Origin of the sequence: Hymenobacter terrestris (genome assembly GCF_013377905.1) — a bacterium.
Classification (GTDB): domain Bacteria; phylum Bacteroidota; class Bacteroidia; order Cytophagales; family Hymenobacteraceae; genus Hymenobacter; species Hymenobacter terrestris.
Genome location: NZ_JABKAV010000003.1, coordinates 14,787 through 36,396 on the forward strand (window position 1 = coordinate 14,787; position 21,610 = coordinate 36,396).

Annotated in this window: 21 protein-coding genes; 11 read left to right on the plus strand and 10 right to left on the minus strand. The window is 58.9% G+C overall.

The window, feature by feature from the left end:
* Positions 1 to 9: 9 nt before the first annotated feature.
* A complete protein-coding gene (gene panD, locus HW556_RS01670; protein ID WP_176897378.1) occupies positions 10 to 357 on the minus strand; it encodes an aspartate 1-decarboxylase in 348 nt (115 codons plus the stop codon).
* A gap of 145 nt (positions 358 to 502) precedes the next feature.
* Entirely contained in the window at positions 503 to 1,357 is an 855-nt protein-coding gene (gene panC, locus HW556_RS01675; protein WP_176897380.1) for a pantoate--beta-alanine ligase, read from the minus strand.
* A 119-nt stretch (positions 1,358 to 1,476) separates the two neighbouring features.
* Between panC and HW556_RS01680 the strand changes: the two genes are divergently transcribed.
* From HW556_RS01680 to glmS, 3 genes are all read left to right on the plus strand, one after another.
* Positions 1,477 to 2,289 carry a glycogen/starch synthase gene (locus HW556_RS01680; protein WP_092773934.1) on the plus strand — a complete coding sequence of 271 codons (813 nt, stop codon included), beginning with the start codon at positions 1,477 to 1,479 and terminating at the stop codon, positions 2,287 to 2,289.
* Complete coding sequence (locus HW556_RS01685) at positions 2,273 to 3,811, plus strand: DUF4270 family protein (RefSeq protein WP_176897382.1); 1,539 nt, start codon at positions 2,273 to 2,275, stop codon at positions 3,809 to 3,811. The genes HW556_RS01680 and HW556_RS01685 overlap by 17 nt, the downstream gene beginning before the upstream one ends.
* A 113-nt stretch (positions 3,812 to 3,924) precedes the next feature.
* Entirely contained in the window at positions 3,925 to 5,763 is a 1,839-nt protein-coding gene (glmS, locus tag HW556_RS01690) for a glutamine--fructose-6-phosphate transaminase (isomerizing) (protein ID WP_176897384.1), read from the plus strand.
* Positions 5,764 to 5,883: 120 nt separating this feature from the next.
* Here the strand turns inward: glmS and HW556_RS01695 are convergent, their stop codons facing one another.
* Positions 5,884 to 6,549 (minus strand): 3-hydroxyacyl-CoA dehydrogenase family protein, encoded by a 666-nt coding sequence (locus tag HW556_RS01695; protein ID WP_176897386.1) that lies wholly within the window; start codon positions 6,547 to 6,549, stop codon positions 5,884 to 5,886.
* Between the two features lie 67 nt (positions 6,550 to 6,616).
* On the opposite strand from HW556_RS01695, the gene HW556_RS01700 reads away from it, so the two are divergent.
* The 6 genes from HW556_RS01700 (at position 6,617) to HW556_RS01725 (ending at position 11,062) form a co-directional block, all read left to right on the plus strand.
* Entirely contained in the window at positions 6,617 to 7,006 is a 390-nt protein-coding gene (locus HW556_RS01700) for a RidA family protein (protein ID WP_176897387.1), read from the plus strand.
* A 137-nt stretch (positions 7,007 to 7,143) separates the two neighbouring features.
* On the plus strand, positions 7,144 to 7,338 hold the full coding sequence (locus HW556_RS01705) for a hypothetical protein (protein WP_176897388.1): 195 nt from the start codon (positions 7,144 to 7,146) through the stop codon (positions 7,336 to 7,338).
* Positions 7,338 to 7,949, plus strand: a complete 612-nt coding sequence (locus tag HW556_RS01710) for a pentapeptide repeat-containing protein (RefSeq protein ID WP_176897389.1) — start codon at positions 7,338 to 7,340, stop codon at positions 7,947 to 7,949. The genes HW556_RS01705 and HW556_RS01710 overlap by 1 nt, the downstream gene beginning before the upstream one ends.
* Before the next feature lie 204 nt (positions 7,950 to 8,153).
* Positions 8,154 to 9,695 (plus strand): glutamate--tRNA ligase, encoded by a 1,542-nt coding sequence (gene gltX / locus HW556_RS01715; protein WP_176897390.1) that lies wholly within the window; start codon positions 8,154 to 8,156, stop codon positions 9,693 to 9,695.
* Between the two features lie 161 nt (positions 9,696 to 9,856).
* Positions 9,857 to 10,225 carry a hypothetical protein gene (locus HW556_RS01720; protein WP_176897391.1) on the plus strand — a complete coding sequence of 123 codons (369 nt, stop codon included), beginning with the start codon at positions 9,857 to 9,859 and terminating at the stop codon, positions 10,223 to 10,225.
* A gap of 66 nt (positions 10,226 to 10,291) precedes the next feature.
* Positions 10,292 to 11,062 (plus strand): TIGR00266 family protein, encoded by a 771-nt coding sequence (locus tag HW556_RS01725; RefSeq protein ID WP_176897392.1) that lies wholly within the window; start codon positions 10,292 to 10,294, stop codon positions 11,060 to 11,062.
* Between the two features lie 76 nt (positions 11,063 to 11,138).
* On the opposite strand, the gene HW556_RS01730 is transcribed toward HW556_RS01725, so the two are convergent.
* The 5 genes from HW556_RS01730 to HW556_RS01750 form a co-directional block, all read right to left on the minus strand.
* Entirely contained in the window at positions 11,139 to 11,333 is a 195-nt protein-coding gene (locus HW556_RS01730) for a hypothetical protein (protein ID WP_176897394.1), read from the minus strand.
* A gap of 215 nt (positions 11,334 to 11,548) precedes the next feature.
* Complete coding sequence (locus tag HW556_RS01735) at positions 11,549 to 12,025, minus strand: toxin-antitoxin system YwqK family antitoxin (protein WP_176897396.1); 477 nt, start codon at positions 12,023 to 12,025, stop codon at positions 11,549 to 11,551.
* Positions 12,026 to 12,059: 34 nt separating this feature from the next.
* Positions 12,060 to 13,586: a GH3 auxin-responsive promoter family protein gene (locus HW556_RS01740; protein ID WP_176897397.1), complete on the minus strand. Its 1,527-nt coding sequence runs from the start codon at positions 13,584 to 13,586 to the stop codon at positions 12,060 to 12,062.
* Positions 13,587 to 13,745: 159 nt separating this feature from the next.
* Positions 13,746 to 14,477, minus strand: coding sequence for an LPS export ABC transporter ATP-binding protein (gene lptB / locus HW556_RS01745; protein ID WP_176897398.1), 732 nt, complete (start codon positions 14,475 to 14,477; stop codon positions 13,746 to 13,748).
* A 174-nt stretch (positions 14,478 to 14,651) separates the two neighbouring features.
* Positions 14,652 to 16,490 carry a M61 family metallopeptidase gene (locus HW556_RS01750; RefSeq protein WP_176897399.1) on the minus strand — a complete coding sequence of 613 codons (1,839 nt, stop codon included), beginning with the start codon at positions 16,488 to 16,490 and terminating at the stop codon, positions 14,652 to 14,654.
* 211 nt (positions 16,491 to 16,701) lie between these two features.
* Here HW556_RS01750 and HW556_RS01755 point away from each other — a divergent pair, with 211 nt between their 5' ends.
* Entirely contained in the window at positions 16,702 to 17,061 is a 360-nt protein-coding gene (locus tag HW556_RS01755; RefSeq protein ID WP_176897400.1) for a DoxX family protein, read from the plus strand.
* A 156-nt stretch (positions 17,062 to 17,217) separates the two neighbouring features.
* Positions 17,218 to 17,727 (plus strand): hypothetical protein, encoded by a 510-nt coding sequence (locus tag HW556_RS01760; protein WP_176897401.1) that lies wholly within the window; start codon positions 17,218 to 17,220, stop codon positions 17,725 to 17,727.
* 97 nt (positions 17,728 to 17,824) lie between these two features.
* On the opposite strand, the gene recJ is transcribed toward HW556_RS01760, so the two are convergent.
* Entirely contained in the window at positions 17,825 to 19,561 is a 1,737-nt protein-coding gene (gene recJ, locus HW556_RS01765) for a single-stranded-DNA-specific exonuclease RecJ (RefSeq protein WP_176897402.1), read from the minus strand.
* A 96-nt stretch (positions 19,562 to 19,657) separates the two neighbouring features.
* Positions 19,658 to 21,493, minus strand: coding sequence for a tetratricopeptide repeat protein (locus tag HW556_RS01770; protein ID WP_218136843.1), 1,836 nt, complete (start codon positions 21,491 to 21,493; stop codon positions 19,658 to 19,660).
* Between the last annotated feature and the right edge of the window lie 117 nt (positions 21,494 to 21,610).

Consider the following 21,610-nt stretch of genomic DNA (forward strand, 5'->3'; position numbering starts at 1 on the left):
AAAGAGCTGCTAGGCTACTCGGTTGTGCTGGTCGGGGAAGATGACGGTAGGCTGATGCATTTTGGCCTCAGCGAAGTCGATAAGGGCGTAGGATATAATGATGACAATATCGCCCACGGCCACGCGGCGGGCGGCCGGGCCGTTTAGGCAAATCATGCCCGAGCCCCGCTCTCCCTTAATGGTGTAGGTTTCAAACCGCTCGCCGTTGTTGATATTGACAATGGTGACCTTTTCATTTTCCACCATGTTGGCCGCATCGAGCAGGTCCTCATCAATGGTAATGCTGCCCACATAGTGCAACTCGGCCTGAGTAACCTTAACGCGGTGAATTTTCGACTTGAGAACCTCTATATGCATGTGCTAAAGCATCAGATACTGTTTGGGGCCCCAAAGATACGGAAGGCGAGATAGTGAAGCCGTGAGGCAAAGGCCTATTGAAATCAAGGGACTTGCTGATGCTGTCGCCGGTTCGTGAATACCGGCTCAGCAGCTCGTCAGCTGTTTATTTCACCTCTACCACTACGTTATCAATCAGCCGTACGCCGCCGAGGTGGGCAGCCAAGCACACTACAACGGCACGGTCGGTATGCGTATCGGTCAGGGGCTGCAGGGTGTGGGCATCGGCCACGGTAATGTACTCTAGCTCCAGCCCGGACACGGCAGCCAGCTGCTCACGCACGACCGCCTGCACCTCCCCCGGCGTAGTATGCCCACCTCGGAGCAACTCGGCAGCAGCCTGCAGGCTTTGGTACAGGCGCGGGGCCAGCGCGCGTGCCTCGGGGCTCAGCCGCCGGTTGCGCGACGACATGGCCAGCCCGTCGGGCTCACGTACCGTTGGGAAAGCCACCAATTCCAGATCGAAAGCCAAGTCGCTGATGAGCTGACGCACGATAGCCACCTGCTGGAAATCCTTCTGGCCGAAATAGGCGCGGTGAGGCCGACTGAGGTGGAAAAGCTTGCTGACCACCGTAGCCACTCCGTTGAAGTGGCCGGGGCGGTGTTCCCCCTCCATTACCCGCTCCAGAGCTCCAAAACCGAATTGCACTGCCGTCGGGCGGGGGTACATTTCGGCTACTGAGGGCAGAAACAGGGCAGTGCAGCCAGCCGGAGCCAGCAGGGCCGCATCGGCCTCGGGCAGACGGGGGTACAGGCGAAAGTCGTCGGGGTTATTGAACTGGGTAGGATTGACGAAGATACTGGCCACTACTACGTCGCACTCGGTGGCGGCGGCCCGTACCAGCTGCAAATGGCCTTCGTGGAGCGCACCCATAGTGGGCACCAAGCCAATATGTTGGCCGGCCCTACGCCATTTTTCGGTGTGGGCTTGCAACGCGGCAGCAGTAGTGAGTATCTCCATAAAGCAAAGGGGCCCGGCCAGGGGCCGGAAGGCGGACCAGAATGAAATTTCCCTCAAAAATGCTTAATTTTGTGCATCCCAAAGTGTTGCCTACCTCTAATAATCCCAACTGACCGTTTATGTCGAAGTTGAAAATACTCTATGCTGCCACGGAAATCGACCCGTTTCTGCAGACCACCAAGGTAGCGGAGTTTTTGCGGCGCTTGCCGCAGGGCATGCAGGAAATGGGGATGGAGATCCGCATTTTTGTACCCCGTTTTGGCATTATCAACGAGCGTAAAAACCGATTGCACGAGGTAGTACGCCTCTCAGGCATCAACATTGCGGTAGGCGAAGATGAAAAGCCGCTCATCATCAAAGTGGCTTCTATTCCTAATGCCAAGCTACAGGTATACTTTATCGACAACGAAGATTATTTCCACCGCAAGTCGGTACTGGTTGATAAGAACGACAAGTTTCACTCCGACAACGACGAGCGGGCCATCTTCTTCTGCAAAGGCGTACTGGAAACAGTAAAGAAACTCGGCTGGGCTCCTGATATCGTGCATTGCAACGACTGGATGACAGGCCTGATTCCGATGTATCTGAAAACGACCTACAAGAAGGACCCGATTTTCAAGGATGCCAAATCTGTCTTCACGATTTACAGCAACGAATTCGATTTCAAGTTCGACGCCGACATTATCGAAAAGGCCAAGATGCTCGATATCGACGATGATATGCTAGCTTCTTTGAAGACGGCTGATTTTGGCGGCTTCATTAAAACGGGCATGCAGTATGCCGATAAGGTTGTGAAATCTGACGAAGATTTCAGCGAAAACATGGAGGCACTGTTCACCGAGTATTCGACCAAAAAGCAAATTGACCAGGTTGCCGCCGATGACGACCTGTTGACTTCTTACTACGCGCTCTATAATGAACTGGCCAACTAGCGCCGGCCGACTTTCGTCGGTTACTCTGCTCGGAATTACCCTGTTGGCCTTGGCCAGCAGCTGCGAAAAGGCCAACGACCTGGGCCTTGAACTGCCCGGTACGTCGCCTATCTCCGCAACCTATCTTGATCTGCCGCTTAAGGCCTCCACAGTACGCCAGCCGGTGGTGCAGACTGTGAAGGCGAACAGTGCCCTAGTAGGCCGCGTGCGCGACTCGTTCGTGGGTACTACCACGGCCGCAGCGGCCTTGAACCTGCTGGTATTGCCGGGCCTTTCGCCACTCGATTCGCTGCCGGCCAAATTCGTCAACCCCCGTCTCGATTCGGTGGTATTTGCTCTGGCTTTCGATCAGGTATACGGCTCTGCGGTTCAGCCACTGCGCCTCGATGTACTACCATTGCAGCAGCCGCTCGACGCCCGAACGGTGTATAACTCGACTACTACGGTGGCAACGGGCGACGCATTGGTGAGCAACTTTACGGCCGTGCTCAACCGCGACAATACGGTGCGGCTGCCGGCCAGCAACGCGCCGGATACGATCAGCGTGGCTTCGCCTCAGCGTACCATCCGGATTCCGTTGCTTAAATCGAGTAGTGCCGCACCGCTGGTTAATTCGGTGTTTGCGGCCATGACGTCGAACTCCGCCTTCAATCAGAGCACGCTCGACGGGCTGTGGAAGGGTGTGCTGTTACGGCCATCCGAAGGCCATGTGGGAAATGTCATCAGCATTCCGCGGGCCTCTAGCCGGACGATTAACGTAGTGACCTTTTACTTCCGTACTGGTGCGGAAGGCAAAAAGCGCACGTACTCCATCTATTTGGCCAACATTGCGCCGCTAAGTGGTTCTTTCACAGACGGTCGGTACTTCACGCAGCTCACCACCGATTTGGCCGGAACCCCGCTGGCCAGCCTGACTCCTCAAAACCAGCTGCCCTCTAGCACCACCAACGGCCTGACATATGTGCAGGAAGGCGTGGGGCTGAGTACCCGGCTGGAGTTTGAAGGCTTGGAAGCATTGCGCGACAAACCCACACTGGTCATCAATCGGGCCGAGCTGCTCATTCCGGTACGCCAGCTTAGCAACGGCTTGTTCCCGTATCCGTCTTCACTTTACCTCTATGAGGTAAACGAAGCCAACCAGATTCTGACGCGCCAGAATGGGGCCTCGACGGTTGACCGCCTCGTGCAGCAGGAAGAGCCGGTTGCGCTACCTAATGGGTCGCTCGTCCTGCCGTCCTCCACTGGAGTAGGTTATCCAGCTTCCGTCTCAGTCCCGTTTGGGCAGAATCCCACTCAGTTTTACTCGGTTGGTATCACGCAGTACCTACAGGCCTTCCTACAGAACCGCTTCAATGCGGGCGAGGATCGTCCTTCGGGTCTGTTGCTCTCACCGGCTCTTCGCAACGGCGAAGGCCTGCTGCTACCGCAGCAAAGCGGCGCAGTAGCCAACCTCAACCTGAACCGCGCTCAGCTAGATGCCAATAACATCCGACTGCGCGTATACTACTCCCAGCTTCAGTAAAGAGGAGTATCGGCCTTCAATCGGCCTAAGGGCGGCACGGCCTTTGCCAGTGTCGCCCTACTTTTGTCTTATATTTTTTCTCTTCGAGCTGCGGCTCTGAACCCGTCGACACTATGTGCGGAATTGTTGCTTACATCGGGCACCGTGAGGCCTGCCCCATTATTCTCAAAGGATTGCACCGCCTCGAATATCGGGGTTACGATTCGGCAGGCGTAGCGCTGCTGAACGACGGTGAGTTGAGCGTGTATAAGAAAAAGGGTAAGGTAGCCGAGCTGGAAAAATTCATTGCTGAGAAGGATACGCACGCCAATATCGGTATGGGCCATACCCGCTGGGCTACCCACGGCGAGCCCAACGACGCGAATGCCCATCCGCACTACTCCTCCTCCGAGCGAATTGCCATCATCCACAACGGCATTATTGAAAACTATGCCGCCCTCAAGGAGCATTTGCAGCAGCAGGGCCACGTATTTCACTCCGACACCGACACGGAGGTATTCGTGAATCTGATCGAGGAGATCCAGAAGAAAAACCAATGCTCGCTGGAGCAGGCAGTGCGTTTGGCGCTACACGAGGTAGTAGGTGCTTACGCTATTGTAGTGCTGAGCAAGGACAACCCCGGCCAGCTGATTGCGGCCCGTAAAGGCTCGCCGCTGGTGGTAGGTATCGGCGAGAACGAGTTTTTCTTGGCTTCCGATGCTACGCCCATCATCGAGTACACCAGCGATGTAGTGTATGTAAATGACTACGAGCTGGTTATCATCAAGGATGGCGAAATGGATCTGCGCAGCCGTGAGGACGTGAAGCAGACGCCCTACATTCAGCGGCTTGAGCTAGAGCTAGACCGCATTGAAAAAGGCGGCTACGAGCACTTCATGCTGAAAGAGATTTTTGAACAGCCCCGCTCTATCCTCGACTCGATGCGCGGCCGCTTAGAGCTGGAAGCAGGCCATCTGAACATGGGTGGCGTTCGGGCTTACGAGCGGAAGTTCGTGAATGCCGACCGTATCCTGATCGTGGCCTGTGGCACTTCTTGGCACGCTGGTCTGGTGGCCGAGTATCTGTTCGAAGACTTGGCCCGGGTGCCGGTGGAAGTGGAGTACGCCTCCGAGTTCCGTTACCGCAACCCCATCATTACGGAGCGCGACATCGTAATTGCTATTTCGCAAAGCGGTGAAACGGCTGATACGCTGGCCGCCCTGGAACTGGCCAAGAGCCGCGGAGCTACCATTTTCGGTGTCTGCAACGTGGTGGGCTCGAGCATTGCCCGCGCCACCGACGCCGGCGCCTACACCCACGCCGGCCCCGAAATCGGGGTAGCCTCCACCAAAGCCTTCACTGCCCAAGTAACGGTGCTCACGCTGTTGGCCATGATTGTGGGCCACAAGCGCGGCGCGCTCACCGATACCCGTCTGCGCGAGTTGATGGTGGAGTTGGAGACCATTCCGGCTAAAGTAGAGAAGGCGTTGGAGCTGAATACCGAAATCATGCAGATTGCGGAAATCTTCAAAGACTCCACCAACTTCTTGTACCTGGGCCGGGGATACAACTTCCCAGTTGCTCTTGAAGGCGCTCTTAAACTCAAGGAGATCAGCTATATCCATGCCGAGGGATACCCTGCGGCCGAGATGAAGCATGGTCCTATTGCGCTCATCGACGAGAACATGCCGGTGGTGGTTATTGCCACCAAGGACAGCTCGTACGAGAAGGTAGTGAGCAATATTCAGGAAGTGAAGGCCCGCAAAGGCCGCATCATTGCCGTGGTAACTGAGGGCGACACTGTAATCCCGGCCATGGCCGAGTTTACGATTGAGGTGCCTGCTACCAGCGAAGTGCTGATGCCACTCGTATCGGTGGTTCCGCTGCAGCTCCTCTCTTACCACATTGCCGTATTGCGCGGTTGCAACGTCGACCAGCCTCGTAACCTAGCTAAGTCGGTGACGGTGGAGTAACGGTTCAGACTATTAGCTGACTGCTGGTGGCTTCTGCTCAACCAGATATTTTATGAAAATTGCCGCTACGGAAGCTTCCGTAGCGGCAATTTTCGTTTAAAGCGAAGTATAATTTTCGGCTTATAGAGCGAACGACTCACCGCGCAGATACATCGTTTTCAGCAGCGGGCACACCTTATAGCGCTCCTCGTGGGTATCCTGATAAAGAGCCTCCAGCGTTTCATATACCCGCGCTACGCCGATGGCGTTGGCCCACTCGAATGGTCCGTGCGGGTAGTTGGTGCCTAGCTTCATACCCAGGTCAATATCCTGTACCGAGGCAGTACCTTCCTGCAATGTGTAGCAAGCCTCATTGATAATCATGCACACAATGCGCGGCGTTACCAGGCCCACGCGGTCGGCTACGAGGCGGTAGTCGGTGCCCAAGTCGGCACAAAGGGTAGCTAGCGCGGGGGCCGAGATGGAGTCGAGCAGCGTAACTTCCAGCAGAGGCCGATCAAGAAGAGTGGGCAGAGCGCAGAGGCCAAATACGGGGCCTAGCGGGGGTTCTTCGCCGTGGAAAAGTTGCGCCAAGCTGCGGGCAGTGGTATCGTAGAACAAAGGTTGACGGGGCCGCTCGTAGTGTAGCTGGGGCCAGTCGCGCAGGTCGAAGAGCACATCGGCAGCAGCCAGGCGGGCCGGCAAGTCGGGTGCGGTGGCGGGGCAGAAGTCGTACTGGTGAGCCGCGCCAAACTTGCGGCGCAGCTCGGTTTCGACGGTTTCACCGCCCACGATAAACAGATGCATAGATTTTCGGCTTACTTTAGCCCAAAGATAGTTCTTTCGTTTGCCCACCCCGTTTTCTGCCCTATCCATGGCCCACACCGTTGTATTTTCGCCCCAAGCCCCTGCTCCCATTGGTCCTTACAGCCAAGCCATCCGGGCTGGTGGCACCGTGTACGTTTCGGGTCAGATTGCCCTCGACCCAGCTACTGGCCAGCTCGTGGGCGGCGGTGATGTAGCCGCCGAAACGCACCAAGTAATGCGCAACCTGCAGGCGGTATTGGCGGCGGCCGGCCTCTCGATGCGCCACATCGTGAAGTGCAGCATCTTCGTGCAGGACCTCGGCAACTTCGGCCTCATCAACGACATCTACGGTAGCTACTTCGATGCCGATTATGCTCCGGCCCGCGAAACGGTGGAAGTGAGCCGGCTACCCAAAGACGTACAGGTAGAAATTTCGTGCGTGGCCGTGGAAGTATAAACAAGCCACCATACCGTTATCTTGAGCAGGGCGAAGAATCTGGCAGCTACCATCAGCTGACACTGACCAGACTATTCGTCCCGCTTAAGATAACCGTAAACCCAACACCTTATTTCACCATCTCGTTAGCTCACCGCATGCGCGAACTAGGCATCTTCCTGTTTCTGGCCGGGCTAATTGCCTTGGTGGCCCCTTATCTGCTGCCGGCCAACTTTCGGTTTCCGCTGCTTGATTGGATTTACAGCTGGGGGCCAACAGTAGCCTGGGCCATTAAGGGTGGCGCGGTACTGTTAGGGTTGGGCCTCTGGCTAGGTTTCCGAAACCGCGAATAATGCGCCGACCTGGTATCCGTAAGCCGGCTAAAGCCCAAGCCCGGCCCGACTACTTTCCACCCGAAAACGTGCTCTTGCGGGTGCTGCCCCCGGCCTTAGTGGGCCAGCGTGAGTTCGAGCAGTTCCACTTTGTCGGTTTCGATTTAAGCCAGGCCGACCTGGCTGGCCGCCGGTTTACCGACTGCCTGTTCGAAACCTGCAACCTGGCCGGAGCCTCGCTGGCCAACACCAGTCTGCAAAACGTGGCTTTCGACGGCTGCAAGCTGCTGGGCCTGCAGTTCACCGTCTGCCGCGACCTGCTGTTTGGCGTACACTTTGACCGTTGTCAGCTCGATTATGCCTTGTTCGGGGGCAAACAGATGGCCAATACGCGCTTTGAAGGCTGCTCGCTACGAGAGGCAGATTTCGCCAATACCAACCTAAACGGGAGCGTATTTGCTGACTGCGACTTGACAGGCACTTTGTTTGAGAACACAAAGCTGGCGGGTGCTGACCTACGCACCGTCCGTCACCTCCAACTCGACCCGGCCATCAACGAAGTGAAGGGCGCCCGCTTTGCCCTCGAAAGCCTGCCGGGCCTGCTGACGAAATTCGGGTTGGTGGTGGAGTGAACTGATGAATGTGCTGTCACCTTGACATTCCGCGACTTGAGCGGAGAGAGGAATGTGAGTGCCGCCATTGAACAAAATCATTCGGTAATGTCGGCCCAGATTCCTCCGCCGTCGGAATGACAGTTCTTTCGCTATTTCACCAACTCACCTTTCGTACCTTTGCAGCGCGGTTTCTCAACCTGAATAAAGCCGCACAACTGACGTATGGAAAGAGAAGTACGGGTGCGTTTTGCGCCCAGCCCCACCGGCCCGCTGCATATCGGCGGCGTGCGCACCGCGCTATACAACTACCTGCTGGCCCGCAAGCTGGGCGGTAAGATGCTGTTACGCATCGAAGACACCGACCAGAACCGCTTTGTACCCGGTGCCGAGCAGTACATTATGGACGCGCTGCGCTGGTGCGGTATCGAGATTGACGAAGGTATTGAGCAGGGCGGCCCCCACGCGCCCTACCGCCAGAGCGAGCGGAAGCCCATGTACCGCCAGTACGCCGACCAGCTGATTAAGGATGGTTTCGCCTATTATGCGTTCGATACCCCCGAGGAGTTGGACGCCATGCGCGCCCGCCTGACGGCCGCCAAGGTGCCCAACCCGCAGTACAACAGCATCACGCGGGCCCAGATGCGCAACTCGCTTACGCTGCCGGCCGAGGAAACCGAGCAGCTGCTGGCCGCCGGCACGCCCTACGTTATCCGCCTGAAAGTGCCCCGCAAGGAGGAAGTGCGCTTCCAGGATTTGATTCGGGGCTGGGTCGTGGTGCATTCGTCGGCCATTGACGACAAGGTGCTGATGAAGTCCGATGGCATGCCGACGTACCATCTGGCTAATATCGTGGACGACCACCTGATGGAAATCACGCACGTTATCCGGGGTGAGGAGTGGCTGCCCTCGGCGCCGCTGCACGTGTTGCTGTACCGCTACTTGGGCTGGGAAGCTACCATGCCGCAGTTTGCCCACCTACCGCTGCTGCTCAAGCCCGACGGCACCGGCAAGCTCAGCAAGCGCGACGGCGACAAGCTTGGTTTCCCGGTTTTCCCGCTCGAATTCCATGGCACCGACGCCGACGGCCAGCCTACCGTGAGCAGCGGCTACCGCGAGGCTGGCTATCTGCCCGAGGCGTTCATCAACTTCCTGGCCTTTTTGGGCTGGAATCCCGGCACGCCCCAGGAGCTGTTTACGATGGATGAGCTGATTGAGAACTTCTCGATTGAGCGCGTGAGCAAGTCGCCGGCCCGCTTCGACCAGAACAAGGTGCGCTGGTACAACGAGCAGTACCTGCGCGCTAAGCCCGACGCCGAGCTGGCCCAGTACCTCATCGAAGACCTCCAGAAGCAAGGCGTTGAGGTTTCGACTGACAAAGCCACCCAAATTGCTGCCCTGGTAAAGGAGCGCGCCACTTTCCCGGCCGATCTGGCCAAGGAAGCCCAGCTATTCTTCGAGCGGCCCACCAGCTACGACGAGCAGGTAATCAGCAAGAAATGGAATGCGCCGGTAGCTGCCGCGCTGTCCGAATTCGCCGTCCAGCTGCCCGCCGCTGCCGACGCTTCGCCTGACGAAATCAAGGCACTGCTGACGCAGGTGGTGGAAGGCCAGGGCCTGAAAATCGGGCAGGTACTCCAAGCCTTACGGATGGCCGTAACCGGCGCCGCGGCTGGCCCCGACCTGATGTACATCATGCACATTCTGGGCCCGCAGGAAACGGCCGAGCGGATTCAGGCGGCGGTAGCAGCCCTGCCCGCAGCCTAACGTTTCCGGTTTACCGATTGCAAAAGCCCGCCCGACAAACCGTCGGGCGGGCTTTTACGTGGGAGGTGGTGGCATATCCTTCGCCCCGACGGTTGCGTACCTACAGGGCGCGGGCTATGGGCCGGCGCGCTTTTGTGTATTTCCACTGCCCCGCATCCATTATGGCCAAGAAACCCGCCAAGTCGAAAAGCAAAAAGGAGGAGCCCGAGAAAAAAGCCCGAGTTCATAAGGAGCTGGAAGGCTTCGAAATCAAGGTAAACCCGCTGGGAGAAATCACCTCCAATTACTCCATCGAGGAAATAAACCAGTTTCTCAACCGTCATGTGCGCGACAAGAAGCTGGTAAACCGCGACGGGGCTTTCGGAGAGAAGGATGAGGAAGACGACGACCTGCCAATTGAAGAGGTAGAGGAGTCGGAGGAAGATTTTGTGCGCCGCAGCAGCACCGAGGCTAAGAGCAAAAAGCCCAAAGCCGATGCCAAGGGCAAGGAGGTGGATGAGGACGAAGTAACGGACGACGAGGACGAGTAGACTCGTCATTTATTCATCTTTTGCTATACTTGAGCTTCTTTCCATCAATCCCGTTAAGGTTCCCTCATGCAGTCTCACGAAATCGACTACAGAATCCTCGGCAACGATATTCAGGTGCTAGAAGTAGAGCTTGACCCCAACGAAACGGTGATTGCTGAAGCTGGGGCCATGGTGTACATGAGCGAGGCCATTGCCTTCGAAACCAAGATGGGCGACGGCTCGGAAGTGAACCAAGGGCTGATGGGCAAGCTGTTTTCGGCCGGTACCCGGCTGCTCACCGGCGAGTCGCTGTTCATGACGCACTTTACGCACCGCGGCGGCACGGGCAAGGCTCAGGTGGCCTTTTCAGCCCCTTACCCCGGCACTATCATTGCGCTCGATTTGCGGGAGTTGCCGCAGGGCCTGATTGTGCAGAAAGACGGCTTTCTGGCCGCCGCCCGGGGCACCAAAATCAGCCTGCATCTCAACTCGAAGCTCGGCGCGGGCTTTTTCGGGGGCGAAGGATTTATTCTGCAAAAAATAACCGGCGACGGTAAGGCCTTCGTGCACGCGGGCGGCACCATCATCGAAAAGCGCCTCAACAACGAGTTGCTGCGCGTTGATACCGGCTGCGTAGTAGCCTTCGAGCCGGGCATCGATTTCAGCATTGCCCGCGCCGGCGGCCTCAAGTCCATGATTTTTGGGGGCGAGGGGCTGATGCTGGCCACGTTGCGCGGTACAGGCCGGGTATGGCTGCAGTCTATGCCCGTGAAGAAGCTCATTCAGGCGCTGGCCCCGGCGGGCGGTAATTCCGGCAAAGAAAGCGGCGGTCTACTCGGCAATCTGTTTCAGGAATAAGCGCAAGTACTTCTTGGTGAGGCAGTCCGGCAAGTACGCATGCCGGACTGCCGCGCCAAGCTTTTCGGGCTTGAAATCAGCTTGCCGCATTAAACGCAATAACCCCCAGGCTAATAAGCAGGGCAAGAGCAATAGCGCCTAATATGCCTGCCGTGATGTAATTGGCGCGCTTCTCAGACTTTTTCTCCTTTTCCAGACGGGTGTAGCTGCTAGTGCGTCGCCGCCGCCGGCTGGAGGAAGACGAATCGGGAGCAAGAGTAGCAGTAGACATGCGTGGGAATTTAGGTTGGAACTCAGATCAGGACGAAGCGGAATATAGGTTTTTATCTGATTATAATGCAAAGCTGGCCACCAAATGATCTGCCGGTCAATCAGCAGCAGCGGGTCCTAACTTACGTGATGCACTACACTAACGGATTCTCCGGCACGGCGACAGACATAGCACGTACCGGCGCAATGTCCTATTATGCCATTGCATGCATCGGCTCAAGGGCCAAGTGGTACCAGCGGCATACCGGTCCGGACGCCATTCACGTAAAACTCCGCCGGTAGTGGGTGGCCCGCTTTATCGTAGCAGCGCCACTCACCAAACCAGAAAAACCGTTCAGTGGTGGCCGTAGACACGTACCGGGCCTTACCTCGCTTGGCTATCTGCCCATTGGAATGGTACACGGTTAGCGTAATAAGGCCAGCGGGGCGACGATGGAAACGCTCGGTACGTTCGGGCAAACCACTAGGGCTAAAGTAGCGCCAACTCCCCACCTCGCGGCCATGCCGGTAGCGGCCCTTATTGAGTAGGTGCTGCTGTTGCGCATCAAGGTAGACGCGCCAGGGACCATGCCGCAGTTCCTGCTGGTTGAAACGGTTGCGTGACCAGAAGCCAACAGGTGCTCGGGCGCAATTGCTGAGTACAAATAAGCTCACACTCAGCAGCGGCCAGCACAGCAAGGAAGTAAGGCGCATAGCAGAAGGGAAATAGTCCTGCCGATAGTTACAACTAATTATTTAGTTGTAACAGAATTTCGTCGAGTAACTCTCGCGAATTACTAAGGCGGGGCACTTTGTGCTGCCCCCCAAGCTTGCCCCTACTAGCCAGCCAGCGCCCAAACGTACCAACCGGAGCCACCGTGAGCGTAGGCGGCATAAGAGCTAGGTCGCGGTGACGCTTAGCGTCGTAGTCGGAGTTGAGCTGGCGCAATGTGTCGTCGAGCACCTGCGTAAAGCGGGCCGGGTCAGCGGGCGGGCGGGTGAATTCGACGAGCCACTGGTGGCTGCCGCGCGAGCTGCCGGGGCCCTCGGCGAAGTAAATGGGCGCGGCCGTATAGTCGCCAACGGTGGTATTGGTGGCCCGGCAGGCGGCGGCTAGGGCAGCATCGGCGTGTTCAATTACGACCTCTTCACCGAAGGCATTGAGGAAGTGCTTGGTACGCCCGCAGATGCGGATGCGGTAGGGCGCCAGGCTGGTAAAGCGCACTGTGTCACCGATTTTGTAGCGCCACAGCCCGGCGTTGGTGCTGATGAGCAGGGCGTAGGTGCGGCTCAGCTCCACCTCATCCAACCCGATGGCCTGGGGCTCGGCTTCATCCCACTGGCTCTGGGGCAGGAATTCGTAGTAGATGCCATGGTTGAGCAGTAGCAGCAGGTCTTCGGAGTCCGGCTCATCCTGTAGAGCCAGGTAGCCCTCGGAAGCGTTGTAGACTTCGAGATAGTGCATTTTGGGGCTCGGGATGAGCTGGCGAAACAGCTCCCGATAAGGCCCGAAGGCCACCGCGCCGTGCAGGAACAGGCCCAGCCGGGGCCAGATGGCGTGCAAATCGTCGGTGCCAGCCAGCTCGCGCACACGGCGCAGCAGCACAATCATCCAGGTGGGTACGCCGGCCAGCACCCGCACATCGGCCTGCATCACGTGGCGGGCAACGCGCTCAATCTTCTCTTCCCACTCATCCAGTAAGGCTAGCTCCAGCGGCGGCGTCCGGATGAACTCGGCCCAGGCAGGCAGGTTTTGCATGATCACCGCCGACACGTCACCGGCCCGCGAATTGGGGGCCGTGGGGCGGAGCGGGTTGGGGCCGTGGGTGCCGCCGAGCGAGAGAGTTTTGCCGCCCAGAAAGTCGTACTCGGGGTAGTGCAGGGTGGCCAGGGCAGTCATGTCGCGGCCGGCGCGGTAGTGGCACTCGTGCAGCGACTCGCGGGTAACGGGGATGTACTTGCTGCGGGCATTGGTGGTGCCACTGCTCTTGGCAAACCACTGCACCCGGCCAGGCCACAGCACATCGGCCTCGCCCAAAAGCACCCGCTCTAACTGCGGATACAGCTCTTCGTAGCTGCTCACGGGGACACGCTGCGCAAACTCGCGGGCCGAGGGCGCGTCTGCGTAGCCGTAGCGGCGGCCCCAGTCGGTGGCGCGGGCCGTATGCAACAGCTCGTGATGCAACTGCTGCTGCACCTCGTGGGGGTGGCGGCGAAAATGCTCGATGCTGGCCAGCCGGCGCTGCACGGCCCAGGTCAGTACGGTGCCAATCATTTCTTAGGCTTAATAGATACCGCTTGGTTGATAGTTATCAGCAGCTCGTAAAGAACGTCATTCAGAGCGACGCGAAGAATATCGCGTGCTGATGTTGATTTACTACTCCAAATTCGACGCGCGAGATTCTTCGCTTCGCTCTGAATGACGTTCTGCTGATCAAACTTTCCGCTTCAGTTCGAAATGCTTGCCCAGGTACACGCGGCGCACCATTTCGTCGGCGGCCAGCTCTTCGGCGGTGCCGGCTTTCAGCAGCTTGCCTTCGAAGAGCAGATAGGCGCGGTCGACGATGCTGAGCGTTTCGTTCACGTTGTGGTCGGTGATGAGGATGCCGATATTCTTGTGCTTGAGTTTGGCCACGATGCCCTGAATTTCCTCCACCGCAATCGGGTCGACGCCGGCGAAAGGCTCATCGAGGAGCACGAATTTGGGGTCGACGGCCAGGGCGCGGGCAATTTCGGTTCGCCGCCGCTCGCCGCCGCTCAGCACCCGGCCCAGATTTTTGCGCACGTGGGTCAGGCTGAACTCGTTGAGCAGCTCCTCCACCTTATCGCGCTGGGCCTGCTTGGGCATATCTGTCATTTGCAGCACCGACAGCACGTTTTCCTCCACCGTAAGGTCGCGGAAAACGGAGGGCTCCTGGGCCAGGTAGCCGATGCCAAGGCGGGCGCGCTGGTAAATGGGCAGCTTGGTGATGTCGCGGTCATCGAGAAACACCTTGCCTCCGTCGGGCTTCACCATGCCCACCGTCATGTAAAAGGAAGTGGTTTTGCCTGCCCCATTCGGTCCGAGCAGCCCCACAATCTCGCCCTGCTCGACGTGCAAAGACATGTCGTTGACTACCGTGCGGGCCTTGTACTTCTTTACCAAGTGTTCAGCGCGGAGTATCATTGTAGTTGGAAATATTGGTAAATGCACGTCATGCTGAGCGCAGCGGAGCGAAGTCGAAGCATCTCTACCGCAATGCTAACCAATTGCTTCTGCAACGAAGCGGTAGAGATGCTTCGACTATGCCTCCGGCTACGCTCAGCATGACACCTTTTTAACTGGTTTAACGCCCATCCCCTACCCTTTCAGCAGCGCGTTCTGGAGCTGCTGCTGGGCTGGGGTAGCAGTTGGAACGGTTTCGACCAGGTTTTTCACCTCCACCTCGAACTCGCGGGGTACGGCCTCGCGCTCCTGCACCGGGCCTTTGCCCTGCCGGAACTTGAGGCGCACGGCGGCGGCCGTGGTGGGCTCTACTAAGGGGCGTAGCAGCTGCTCGGCGTTCTGCATATTCAGGGCCTTCCCATCCACGGCCACGATTACGTCGCCCTCAGCTAAGCCAAAGGCGTTCTGATCGGCCTGGGTTTGGGCGGCCCTGAACTGGTCGAGGCTCTGGTCGTAGGCAAAGCCGAGTTTGCCAAAGGCCTTGATGCGCGCCTGGCCCGTGGGCTGATAAGTCCAGCCCATCTTACCGAAGTACTCGGCCAGCGGCAACGGTTCGGCGCCCTGCACGTAGCGGCGGAAGAAGGTGCCGATTTCGGGGTTGGTGAGGGCTACGATTTCGGGGATGAGCGCATCATCCTCAAACGAGCGGGTGGGGCCGTACTTCTCGCGCAACGCCAGCAGCACATCGCGCAGGGTTTGGCGGCCCTGGCTTAGCTCGCGCAGCCGGATATCGAGTAGCAAACCCAGCAGCGCGCCCTTGTTATACACGTTTTCGTACATGTCCTTGTAGGGTGGCTCCAGAATCCGCTTGCTCATCTCAGTAAACGAAACCGGCGGGCCGTAGCTGTCGGCCTTATCGATTTTACCCTTCATGCGCGCCTGAAACTCGGCGGGCGAAATCAGGCCGGCCTGCACCTGCACCTGCTGAGCCACATACTCGGTTACGCCCTCGTACAGCCACAGGTGCTGCGACATTTTGGGGCTCCGGAAGTCGAAGTCGCCGATTTCGCGCGAGTGGATGTTGAGCGGGGCCAGCATGTGCAGAAACTCGTGCGAGGCCACTTCCAGCACCATGCTTTGCAGGCGTTCCGGGTCGAGTATTTCGGGCAGAAAGTAGAGCGAGGAGTAGCTGTGCTCCATGGCCCCGTAACCGCCCTTCTCGCTGCTCAGCGGCGAATTCAGGCTGGGGAAGTAGAATAGAAACTGGTAGCGCGGCACCGGCATCTTCCCGAAATACTTCGTCAATGCTTCCGACATGGGCCGCAGCATCCGGCTGATGTCGGCTGCCTTCACGGCGCCGGTTTCCGATAGCACGGCCACCGAAATGCGGGCCCCGCCAGTGCTGAAGCTAGCCGTATCGGGCCGGGCATAGAGCACTGGGCCGTCAGCCAGCGTCACGTAGTCGGGGGCCGTAAGCACGTCGCGGGTGGCCGACTCGCGGCGCACGGGCAGCGCGGTAGCCCCGTACAGGTCGGCGGGCTTCTCAATGGTTACCTCGTAGGGCTGCAGCTTATAGCCTTCGAAGTAGCCGTAGAAACCGTAGTGGTTGAGCGTGAAGTTGCGGCCGGCGTCGATGTTGGTGCCGCCGGGCTGAAAGATGAACTGTTCGTCCTGCTTGGCATCCCAGGTATCATCCACCAGGTATTCGAGGCGAGCCAGCTGCCGGGCGTTGCTGATGACGAACATATTGGGGCCGTCATTTTTCACCTTGAGGGCCTTGCCGTTCTTATCGAAGGCCTTGAAGCTGGTGATAAAGCGGCCGTAGTCCTTTTTGGAGTACGAACCGGGCACCACCGCAGGCATCACATAAGTGGCCTGCTCCTCCTGCATAACGGGCGTCTGGACAACCACCTTCACCCGGTCGTTGACCACGCGGGCAAAATCGAGGTTGACGCGGTAGCCGGCGGGTTGCTGGGCCAGGGCCCCCACGGCCGCCGCCAAGTTCAGCCCGAGGGCCAACGAAAGAAATTTCATGCAATACGTGCGAGTAGAATAGCAGGCTAACGCCCTCACGAAGGTACGTAGTGTATGAACGTCATTCAGAGTGAAGCGCAGAATGACGCGGGCTGCTGTTGGTTCGTCATTTCAATGGCAGCGCGCGTCATTCTTCACTTCGCTCCGAATGACGTTCCTTTACACCCTGCTTAGCTTGCCACTTGAGGCTGAAAGATTGTAGCTCCAACACATGAATTTAAAAGAAACCGGCCGCCTGCTGCTGGCCCTATTCTTTCTCACGGCCGGGCTCATGCACTTTCTGCGGCCCGACGGGTTCTTGCGCATCGTGCCACCCTACCTGCCCAACCCGCTGCTACTGGTGCAGCTCAGCGGCGCCGCCGAAATAGCGGGGGCGCTGGGGTTGCTGGTGCCCGCTACCCGCCGCTGGGCCGCTTGGGGCCTCATTGCGCTGCTGGTGGCCGTGTTTCCGGCCAACGTGTACATGCTGCAAAGCCACGGCGCCGGTATGGCCGTGCCCGAATGGGCCCTCTGGCTGCGCCTGCCACTGCAGCTGGTGCTGATAGCCTGGGTGTGGTGGGTACGGCGGTGAGATAAGGATAGTTAAGATATAGTGTTTTTTATCTATTTATCAGCCAATGAATTGGCTGATTCTGCCTGCTATAAGCCGCTAGCATGGGCGGAAGCGGCGCTTTTTTTGTAGCGGCGCAGTTCACACTTATCCGCCGTCCTTTTTCTCCGTTTATCTATGATTTCCAAAACTTTACTCTTCGGCCTGCTCCTGCTAGGGTCGGTACAGGCCTCCGCGCAGGCTATCACCGATGCCGCCCGCGCCACCGCCGCCCGCGACTCGCTCATGCGGGCTGTGGAGAGTATTCATGCGCAATTGGTTCAAAAAACGGGCTTTGTGCTGAAAACGCCCAACCGCAAACGCCGCCATCTGGTGTCGGGCAACTATATAACCCCGCGGATAATAGACGCTGAAACCGGGCAGAAGCGTCAATTCGTCCTCTGGAAACATCGCACCATCTATCGGCGCAACGGGCGGATAGAGGAAAAATACACGGCCTACCAGCCGGGCGGACTGCTATTGCAGGAACGGCGGCTCAATGGCCAGATAATCTGGCTCGTGCTCTCTCCCCGAAGGTCCGACGCCGTCGCCAACCCGTTGCTGCGTTACGCCCGCTACATACGCGGGGGTTACCTGCTCTGGAACCAGCGGCAATACGTGCTGCCCACGGCGGTGGAGTTGAAATAGTATAGTGGTGAAATGGGTCGTTAAGGTTCCAAGAGCCTATTAGCGCAAGTAGCGCAGTTAGGTCCCAATAACGTCAGTTCCCCATTTCACAGTCGCACTATTTCACCGCTTCCCACCGGATGTCCTTCAGCTTCAGCTGTAAGGACTTCACGCCCCGGTACTCGTTGATTTCGACGTTGTAGCAGACGCTGAACGGCTCGCCTCCCCGGATACGTTCGAGGTGGTCGCCCATGCCAAAGCCGATGGCTTCGAGGCGGTGGCGGCCGCCGTCCTGGGTGAGGGCAATTTTGAGGTGCGAGTTGCCCACAATGCGCGCCGAGTCGGGGGCGGCGGTTACGTTTTCGGAGGCGAAAACCGGGTTGGCATTGCCAGGTCCGAAGGGCTCCATCTGGCTCAACAGCTTGTAGAAAGAGGGCGTGATGTCGCTTAGTACAACGGTGCAGTCGATAGCGACGGGCGGAATAAGCTGCTCGGGCGTGATGCGACCGGCCACAATGCGCTCGAACTTCTGTTGGAAAGCGGCCACGTTTTCGAGGGGCAGCGTGAGGCCGGCGGCGTACATATGGCCTCCGAACTGGTCGAGGAGCTCGGCGCACTCCTCAATGGCCTGGTGCACATCGAAGCCCACTACCGAGCGGGCCGAGCCGGTGGCCTTACCGTTGCTTTCGGTGAGGATAACGGTAGGCCGGTAGTACTTATCAATGCAGCGCGAGGCCACAATGCCCACCACGCCCTTATGCCAGTCAGGCTTGAAGAGCACGGTGCTGCTGGCGGTTTGCAGCGTGGCGTCGTCCTCAATCATGGCCAGCGCCTCCTTCGTGATGCTGGTATCGACGCCGCGGCGTTCCTGGTTGGTTTTGTCGACGACGCCTGCCTTTTCTTTGGCCTGTTCGGCGCTGTCGGCCAGCAGCATGGCCACGGCGCGCTTGGCGTCGCCCATGCGGCCGGCGGCATTTATGCGGGGCGAAAAGCCGAATACCAGGCTGGTGATGTTCAGTTCGTTTTCGCGCAGGCCGGCCAGTTCGCGCAGCGCTTCGAAGCCGGGCCGCTGGGACCGGGCGCGGTCATTGAGCAAGCGTAAGCCGTGGAAGGCCAGCGTACGGTTCTCCCCGTAAATGGGCACGATGTCGGCGGCAATGGCCACAGCCACCAAGTCCAGCAGTTCGTAGAGGTCGTCTTCGGGCAGGCCCTGGTGCTCAGTAAAGGCCTGCATCAGCTTGAAGCCCACGCCGCAACCGCACAGCTCCTTGAACGGGTACTCGCAGTCGGCGCGCTTGGGGTCGAGCACGGCCACGGCGGCCGGCAGCTCGGTGCCCGGCAAGTGGTGGTCGCAGATGATAAAGTCGACGCCCCGCTCGTTGGCGTAGGCCACCTTGTCCACCGATTTCACCCCGCAGTCGAGGGCAATGATGAGCTTAAACCCTTCGGCCTTAGCGTAATCAATGCCCGCCTCCGATACGCCATAGCCCTCCTTATAGCGGTCAGGAATGTAGTACTCGATGCGCCCGGGGCCGAAGAAGCGACGCAGGTAGCTATACACCAGGGCCACCGAGGTCGTGCCGTCCACATCATAGTCGCCATACACCAGCACCCGCTCGCCGCTGTGCAGGGCCTGCACCAGCCGGGCCACGGCGCGGTCCATGTCGCGCATCAGCAGCGGGTCGTGCAACTGCTCCAGATCGGGGCGGAAGTAGCTCCGGGCCAGTTCGAAGGTACCAATTTCACGCTGGCATAGCAGCCGCACAATGGCCTCGTTCACGCGCAACGCTTGGGCTAGGTGCGCCACTTGCTCCACCTCGGGTGCCGGCTTGCGAATCCATCTTTTTTCTAGCATTTCTCGGGCAGGTATCGGACCAGTCTTGGAATGAGGCCGTTTTCAAAAGTACCCAAACGACCACAGAATAGCACGGATTCCGGCGGACAGCTTGTCCTACAGCGTATCGCCCCGCAACTGGCGGAAGCGTTTACGGGCCTCGGCCACGTAGATGCTGCCAGCGTGCTTGGTGATGAGCTGCTGGTAGAGCTGCTGGGCCTTTTCGCGGTCCTGGATGTTCTCCTGCTGAATGCTGGCGGCCAGAAACAGGGCGTCGTCGCTGAGCACGTCGTACTTAGGGTTGGTGGTAATGCGCTCCAGGGTACTGATGGCCCCGGCGTAGTCGCTGGTGCGGCGCTGCAACTGGGCCTTCAGGTACCAAGCTTCATCCTGCAGGGCATGGCCGGGGTACTTTACCAACAGCCCATCGAGGCCGCGCAGAGCTTCGGGCAGCTTGTTCTGAAACACGAGTTGCTCGACGGCGGCATAATCGCGCAGGGCAACGCCGGATGTATCCTGGGCCGTGTTGTCGGTGATGAGCAGGCTGAGCTGCATGGCATCGTTGGCAATTTCGCGGGTGGTGGCCTGCTTGAGAATATCGAGGTGCGACTTGGCCAGCTTGAAGTCGCCGGCGAAGTAGCTTAGGCGGGCGTTGCGCAGTTTGGCATCGTAGCCCAGCGGCGTGTCCTTGTGCGACTTCTCGACCTGCGAATACAGCAGTGTGGCTTCCCAGGGCTCGGCCCGCAGCACGTAAATGTCGGCCAAGTCAATTTTGGCCTGATCCACCACGTCGGAGCTGGCCCGAGGCATAGCAATTACCTCTTCCAGCAGCTTCATGGCCGGCGCCTGCTCGCCGAGCTGGAAAGCCAGCAGCGCGGCCATGCTGCGCAGTACGGGGGCCGTTTCGGGCGTGCGTCCCAAGTCGGTGAGCACCTGCTCGTACTCTTTCAGCAGGCCCCGCAACTGGGCTTGGTCTACCGGATAGGTGTTGCGCACTTGGTCTTCGCGGGTCTGCACGAGGCGCTGGCGGGCCAGGGCGTAGAACGGCTGGCCGGCATACTCGCGGGTGATATACTCAAAGCCACCAATGGCGCTTTCGTAATCTTTATTGCGGCGGGCAATTTCGGCCACTTCCAGCACCCGGCGGCCCTGGGTGCGGCCCCGCCGGTCGAGGGCTTTGGCCTGCATCAAGGCCCCGGTAAAGTCGCGGCGCTGCACCTGCAGCCACAGCAGTAGCTCGCTGTATACGGCGCGGTCGGGGTTGCGCTGCACCTGGGTCAGCAGCTCTTTTTCGAGGGTGGCAAAGGCGGCTTCATCCTGCAGGTTGTTCTGGAGCATGTTGCGCACGAAGGGCAGCTGCTGCTCGTCGTCGCGCACCAGGCGCAGGGTTTCCACCAGCACTTTATCGGTCTGGCCCTGCTGGGTATACAGGCCGATGAGCTGGGACGCGTACTCGGTTTCGTTGCCGGCCAACTGCCGCCCGCGCAGGTAGGTGCGGGTAGTCCAGGTGGGCAGGTTGGCCTGCTGAAAGCTAGTGGCCACCGGCACTACCTGCTCGGAGCTGAGCAATTGCACCACCCGCTCCCACTGCTTGGCGGCGGCCGTCGAGTCACCAGAGGTGGCGGCTACCAAGCCCAGCGTTACGCCCAGCGTCTGGTCCTGGGGCCGCTGCTTGATGGCGCGTTTCACCAGCTTCTCGGCGTCTTTGGTGCGGCGCAACCCCTGCAGCGCGGCCAGGTAGTTGGGCAGCACGTTGGGGGCCGTTTGTTCGTCGGTGCGCAGGCGGCCGAACAGGTACGCAGCCTTTTCGTGCTCGCCCTTGCGCTCATACTCGCGGGCCAGCTGGATGCTCCCATCATCGGGAGCCTGGGCCCGGGCGACCGGGGCGGCGGCTATGGCCAGCAGCGCCAGCAGACTGACACCGCATACTATTCCACGCAACGGGTTTTTCATGCAGAGCTAACGAGTTGAAGCGGCCGGAAAGTGCCGGCAAACGGTTTCAGATACACTGTTATCTGGAAGATACTGTCATCCTGACGAAAGAAGGACCTTATCCCGCGAGCCCGACCA

Excerpts from the sequence above, each read along its gene's own strand:
- HW556_RS01725 (WP_176897392.1), top strand. The coding sequence starts at position 10,292 with ATGCAGTCTCACGAAATCGACTACAGAATCCTCGGCAACGATATTCAG.
- HW556_RS01720 (WP_176897391.1), top strand. The coding sequence starts at position 9,857 with ATGGCCAAGAAACCCGCCAAGTCGAAAAGCAAAAAGGAGGAGCCCGAG.
- HW556_RS01750 (WP_176897399.1), bottom strand. The coding sequence starts at position 16,490 with ATGAAATTTCTTTCGTTGGCCCTCGGGCTGAACTTGGCGGCGGCCGTG.
- lptB (WP_176897398.1), bottom strand. The coding sequence starts at position 14,477 with ATGATACTCCGCGCTGAACACTTGGTAAAGAAGTACAAGGCCCGCACG.
- HW556_RS01695 (WP_176897386.1), bottom strand. The coding sequence starts at position 6,549 with ATGCATCTGTTTATCGTGGGCGGTGAAACCGTCGAAACCGAGCTGCGC.
- gltX (WP_176897390.1), top strand. The coding sequence starts at position 8,154 with ATGGAAAGAGAAGTACGGGTGCGTTTTGCGCCCAGCCCCACCGGCCCG.
- recJ (WP_176897402.1), bottom strand. The coding sequence starts at position 19,561 with ATGCTAGAAAAAAGATGGATTCGCAAGCCGGCACCCGAGGTGGAGCAA.
- panD (WP_176897378.1), bottom strand. The coding sequence starts at position 357 with ATGCATATAGAGGTTCTCAAGTCGAAAATTCACCGCGTTAAGGTTACT.
- HW556_RS01770 (WP_218136843.1), bottom strand. The coding sequence starts at position 21,493 with ATGAAAAACCCGTTGCGTGGAATAGTATGCGGTGTCAGTCTGCTGGCG.
- HW556_RS01685 (WP_176897382.1), top strand. The coding sequence starts at position 2,273 with ATGAACTGGCCAACTAGCGCCGGCCGACTTTCGTCGGTTACTCTGCTC.
- HW556_RS01710 (WP_176897389.1), top strand. The coding sequence starts at position 7,338 with ATGCGCCGACCTGGTATCCGTAAGCCGGCTAAAGCCCAAGCCCGGCCC.
- HW556_RS01730 (WP_176897394.1), bottom strand. The coding sequence starts at position 11,333 with ATGTCTACTGCTACTCTTGCTCCCGATTCGTCTTCCTCCAGCCGGCGG.
- HW556_RS01680 (WP_092773934.1), top strand. The coding sequence starts at position 1,477 with ATGTCGAAGTTGAAAATACTCTATGCTGCCACGGAAATCGACCCGTTT.
- glmS (WP_176897384.1), top strand. The coding sequence starts at position 3,925 with ATGTGCGGAATTGTTGCTTACATCGGGCACCGTGAGGCCTGCCCCATT.
- HW556_RS01755 (WP_176897400.1), top strand. The coding sequence starts at position 16,702 with ATGAATTTAAAAGAAACCGGCCGCCTGCTGCTGGCCCTATTCTTTCTC.
- HW556_RS01740 (WP_176897397.1), bottom strand. The coding sequence starts at position 13,586 with ATGATTGGCACCGTACTGACCTGGGCCGTGCAGCGCCGGCTGGCCAGC.
- HW556_RS01700 (WP_176897387.1), top strand. The coding sequence starts at position 6,617 with ATGGCCCACACCGTTGTATTTTCGCCCCAAGCCCCTGCTCCCATTGGT.
- panC (WP_176897380.1), bottom strand. The coding sequence starts at position 1,357 with ATGGAGATACTCACTACTGCTGCCGCGTTGCAAGCCCACACCGAAAAA.
- HW556_RS01760 (WP_176897401.1), top strand. The coding sequence starts at position 17,218 with ATGATTTCCAAAACTTTACTCTTCGGCCTGCTCCTGCTAGGGTCGGTA.
- HW556_RS01705 (WP_176897388.1), top strand. The coding sequence starts at position 7,144 with ATGCGCGAACTAGGCATCTTCCTGTTTCTGGCCGGGCTAATTGCCTTG.
- HW556_RS01735 (WP_176897396.1), bottom strand. The coding sequence starts at position 12,025 with ATGCGCCTTACTTCCTTGCTGTGCTGGCCGCTGCTGAGTGTGAGCTTA.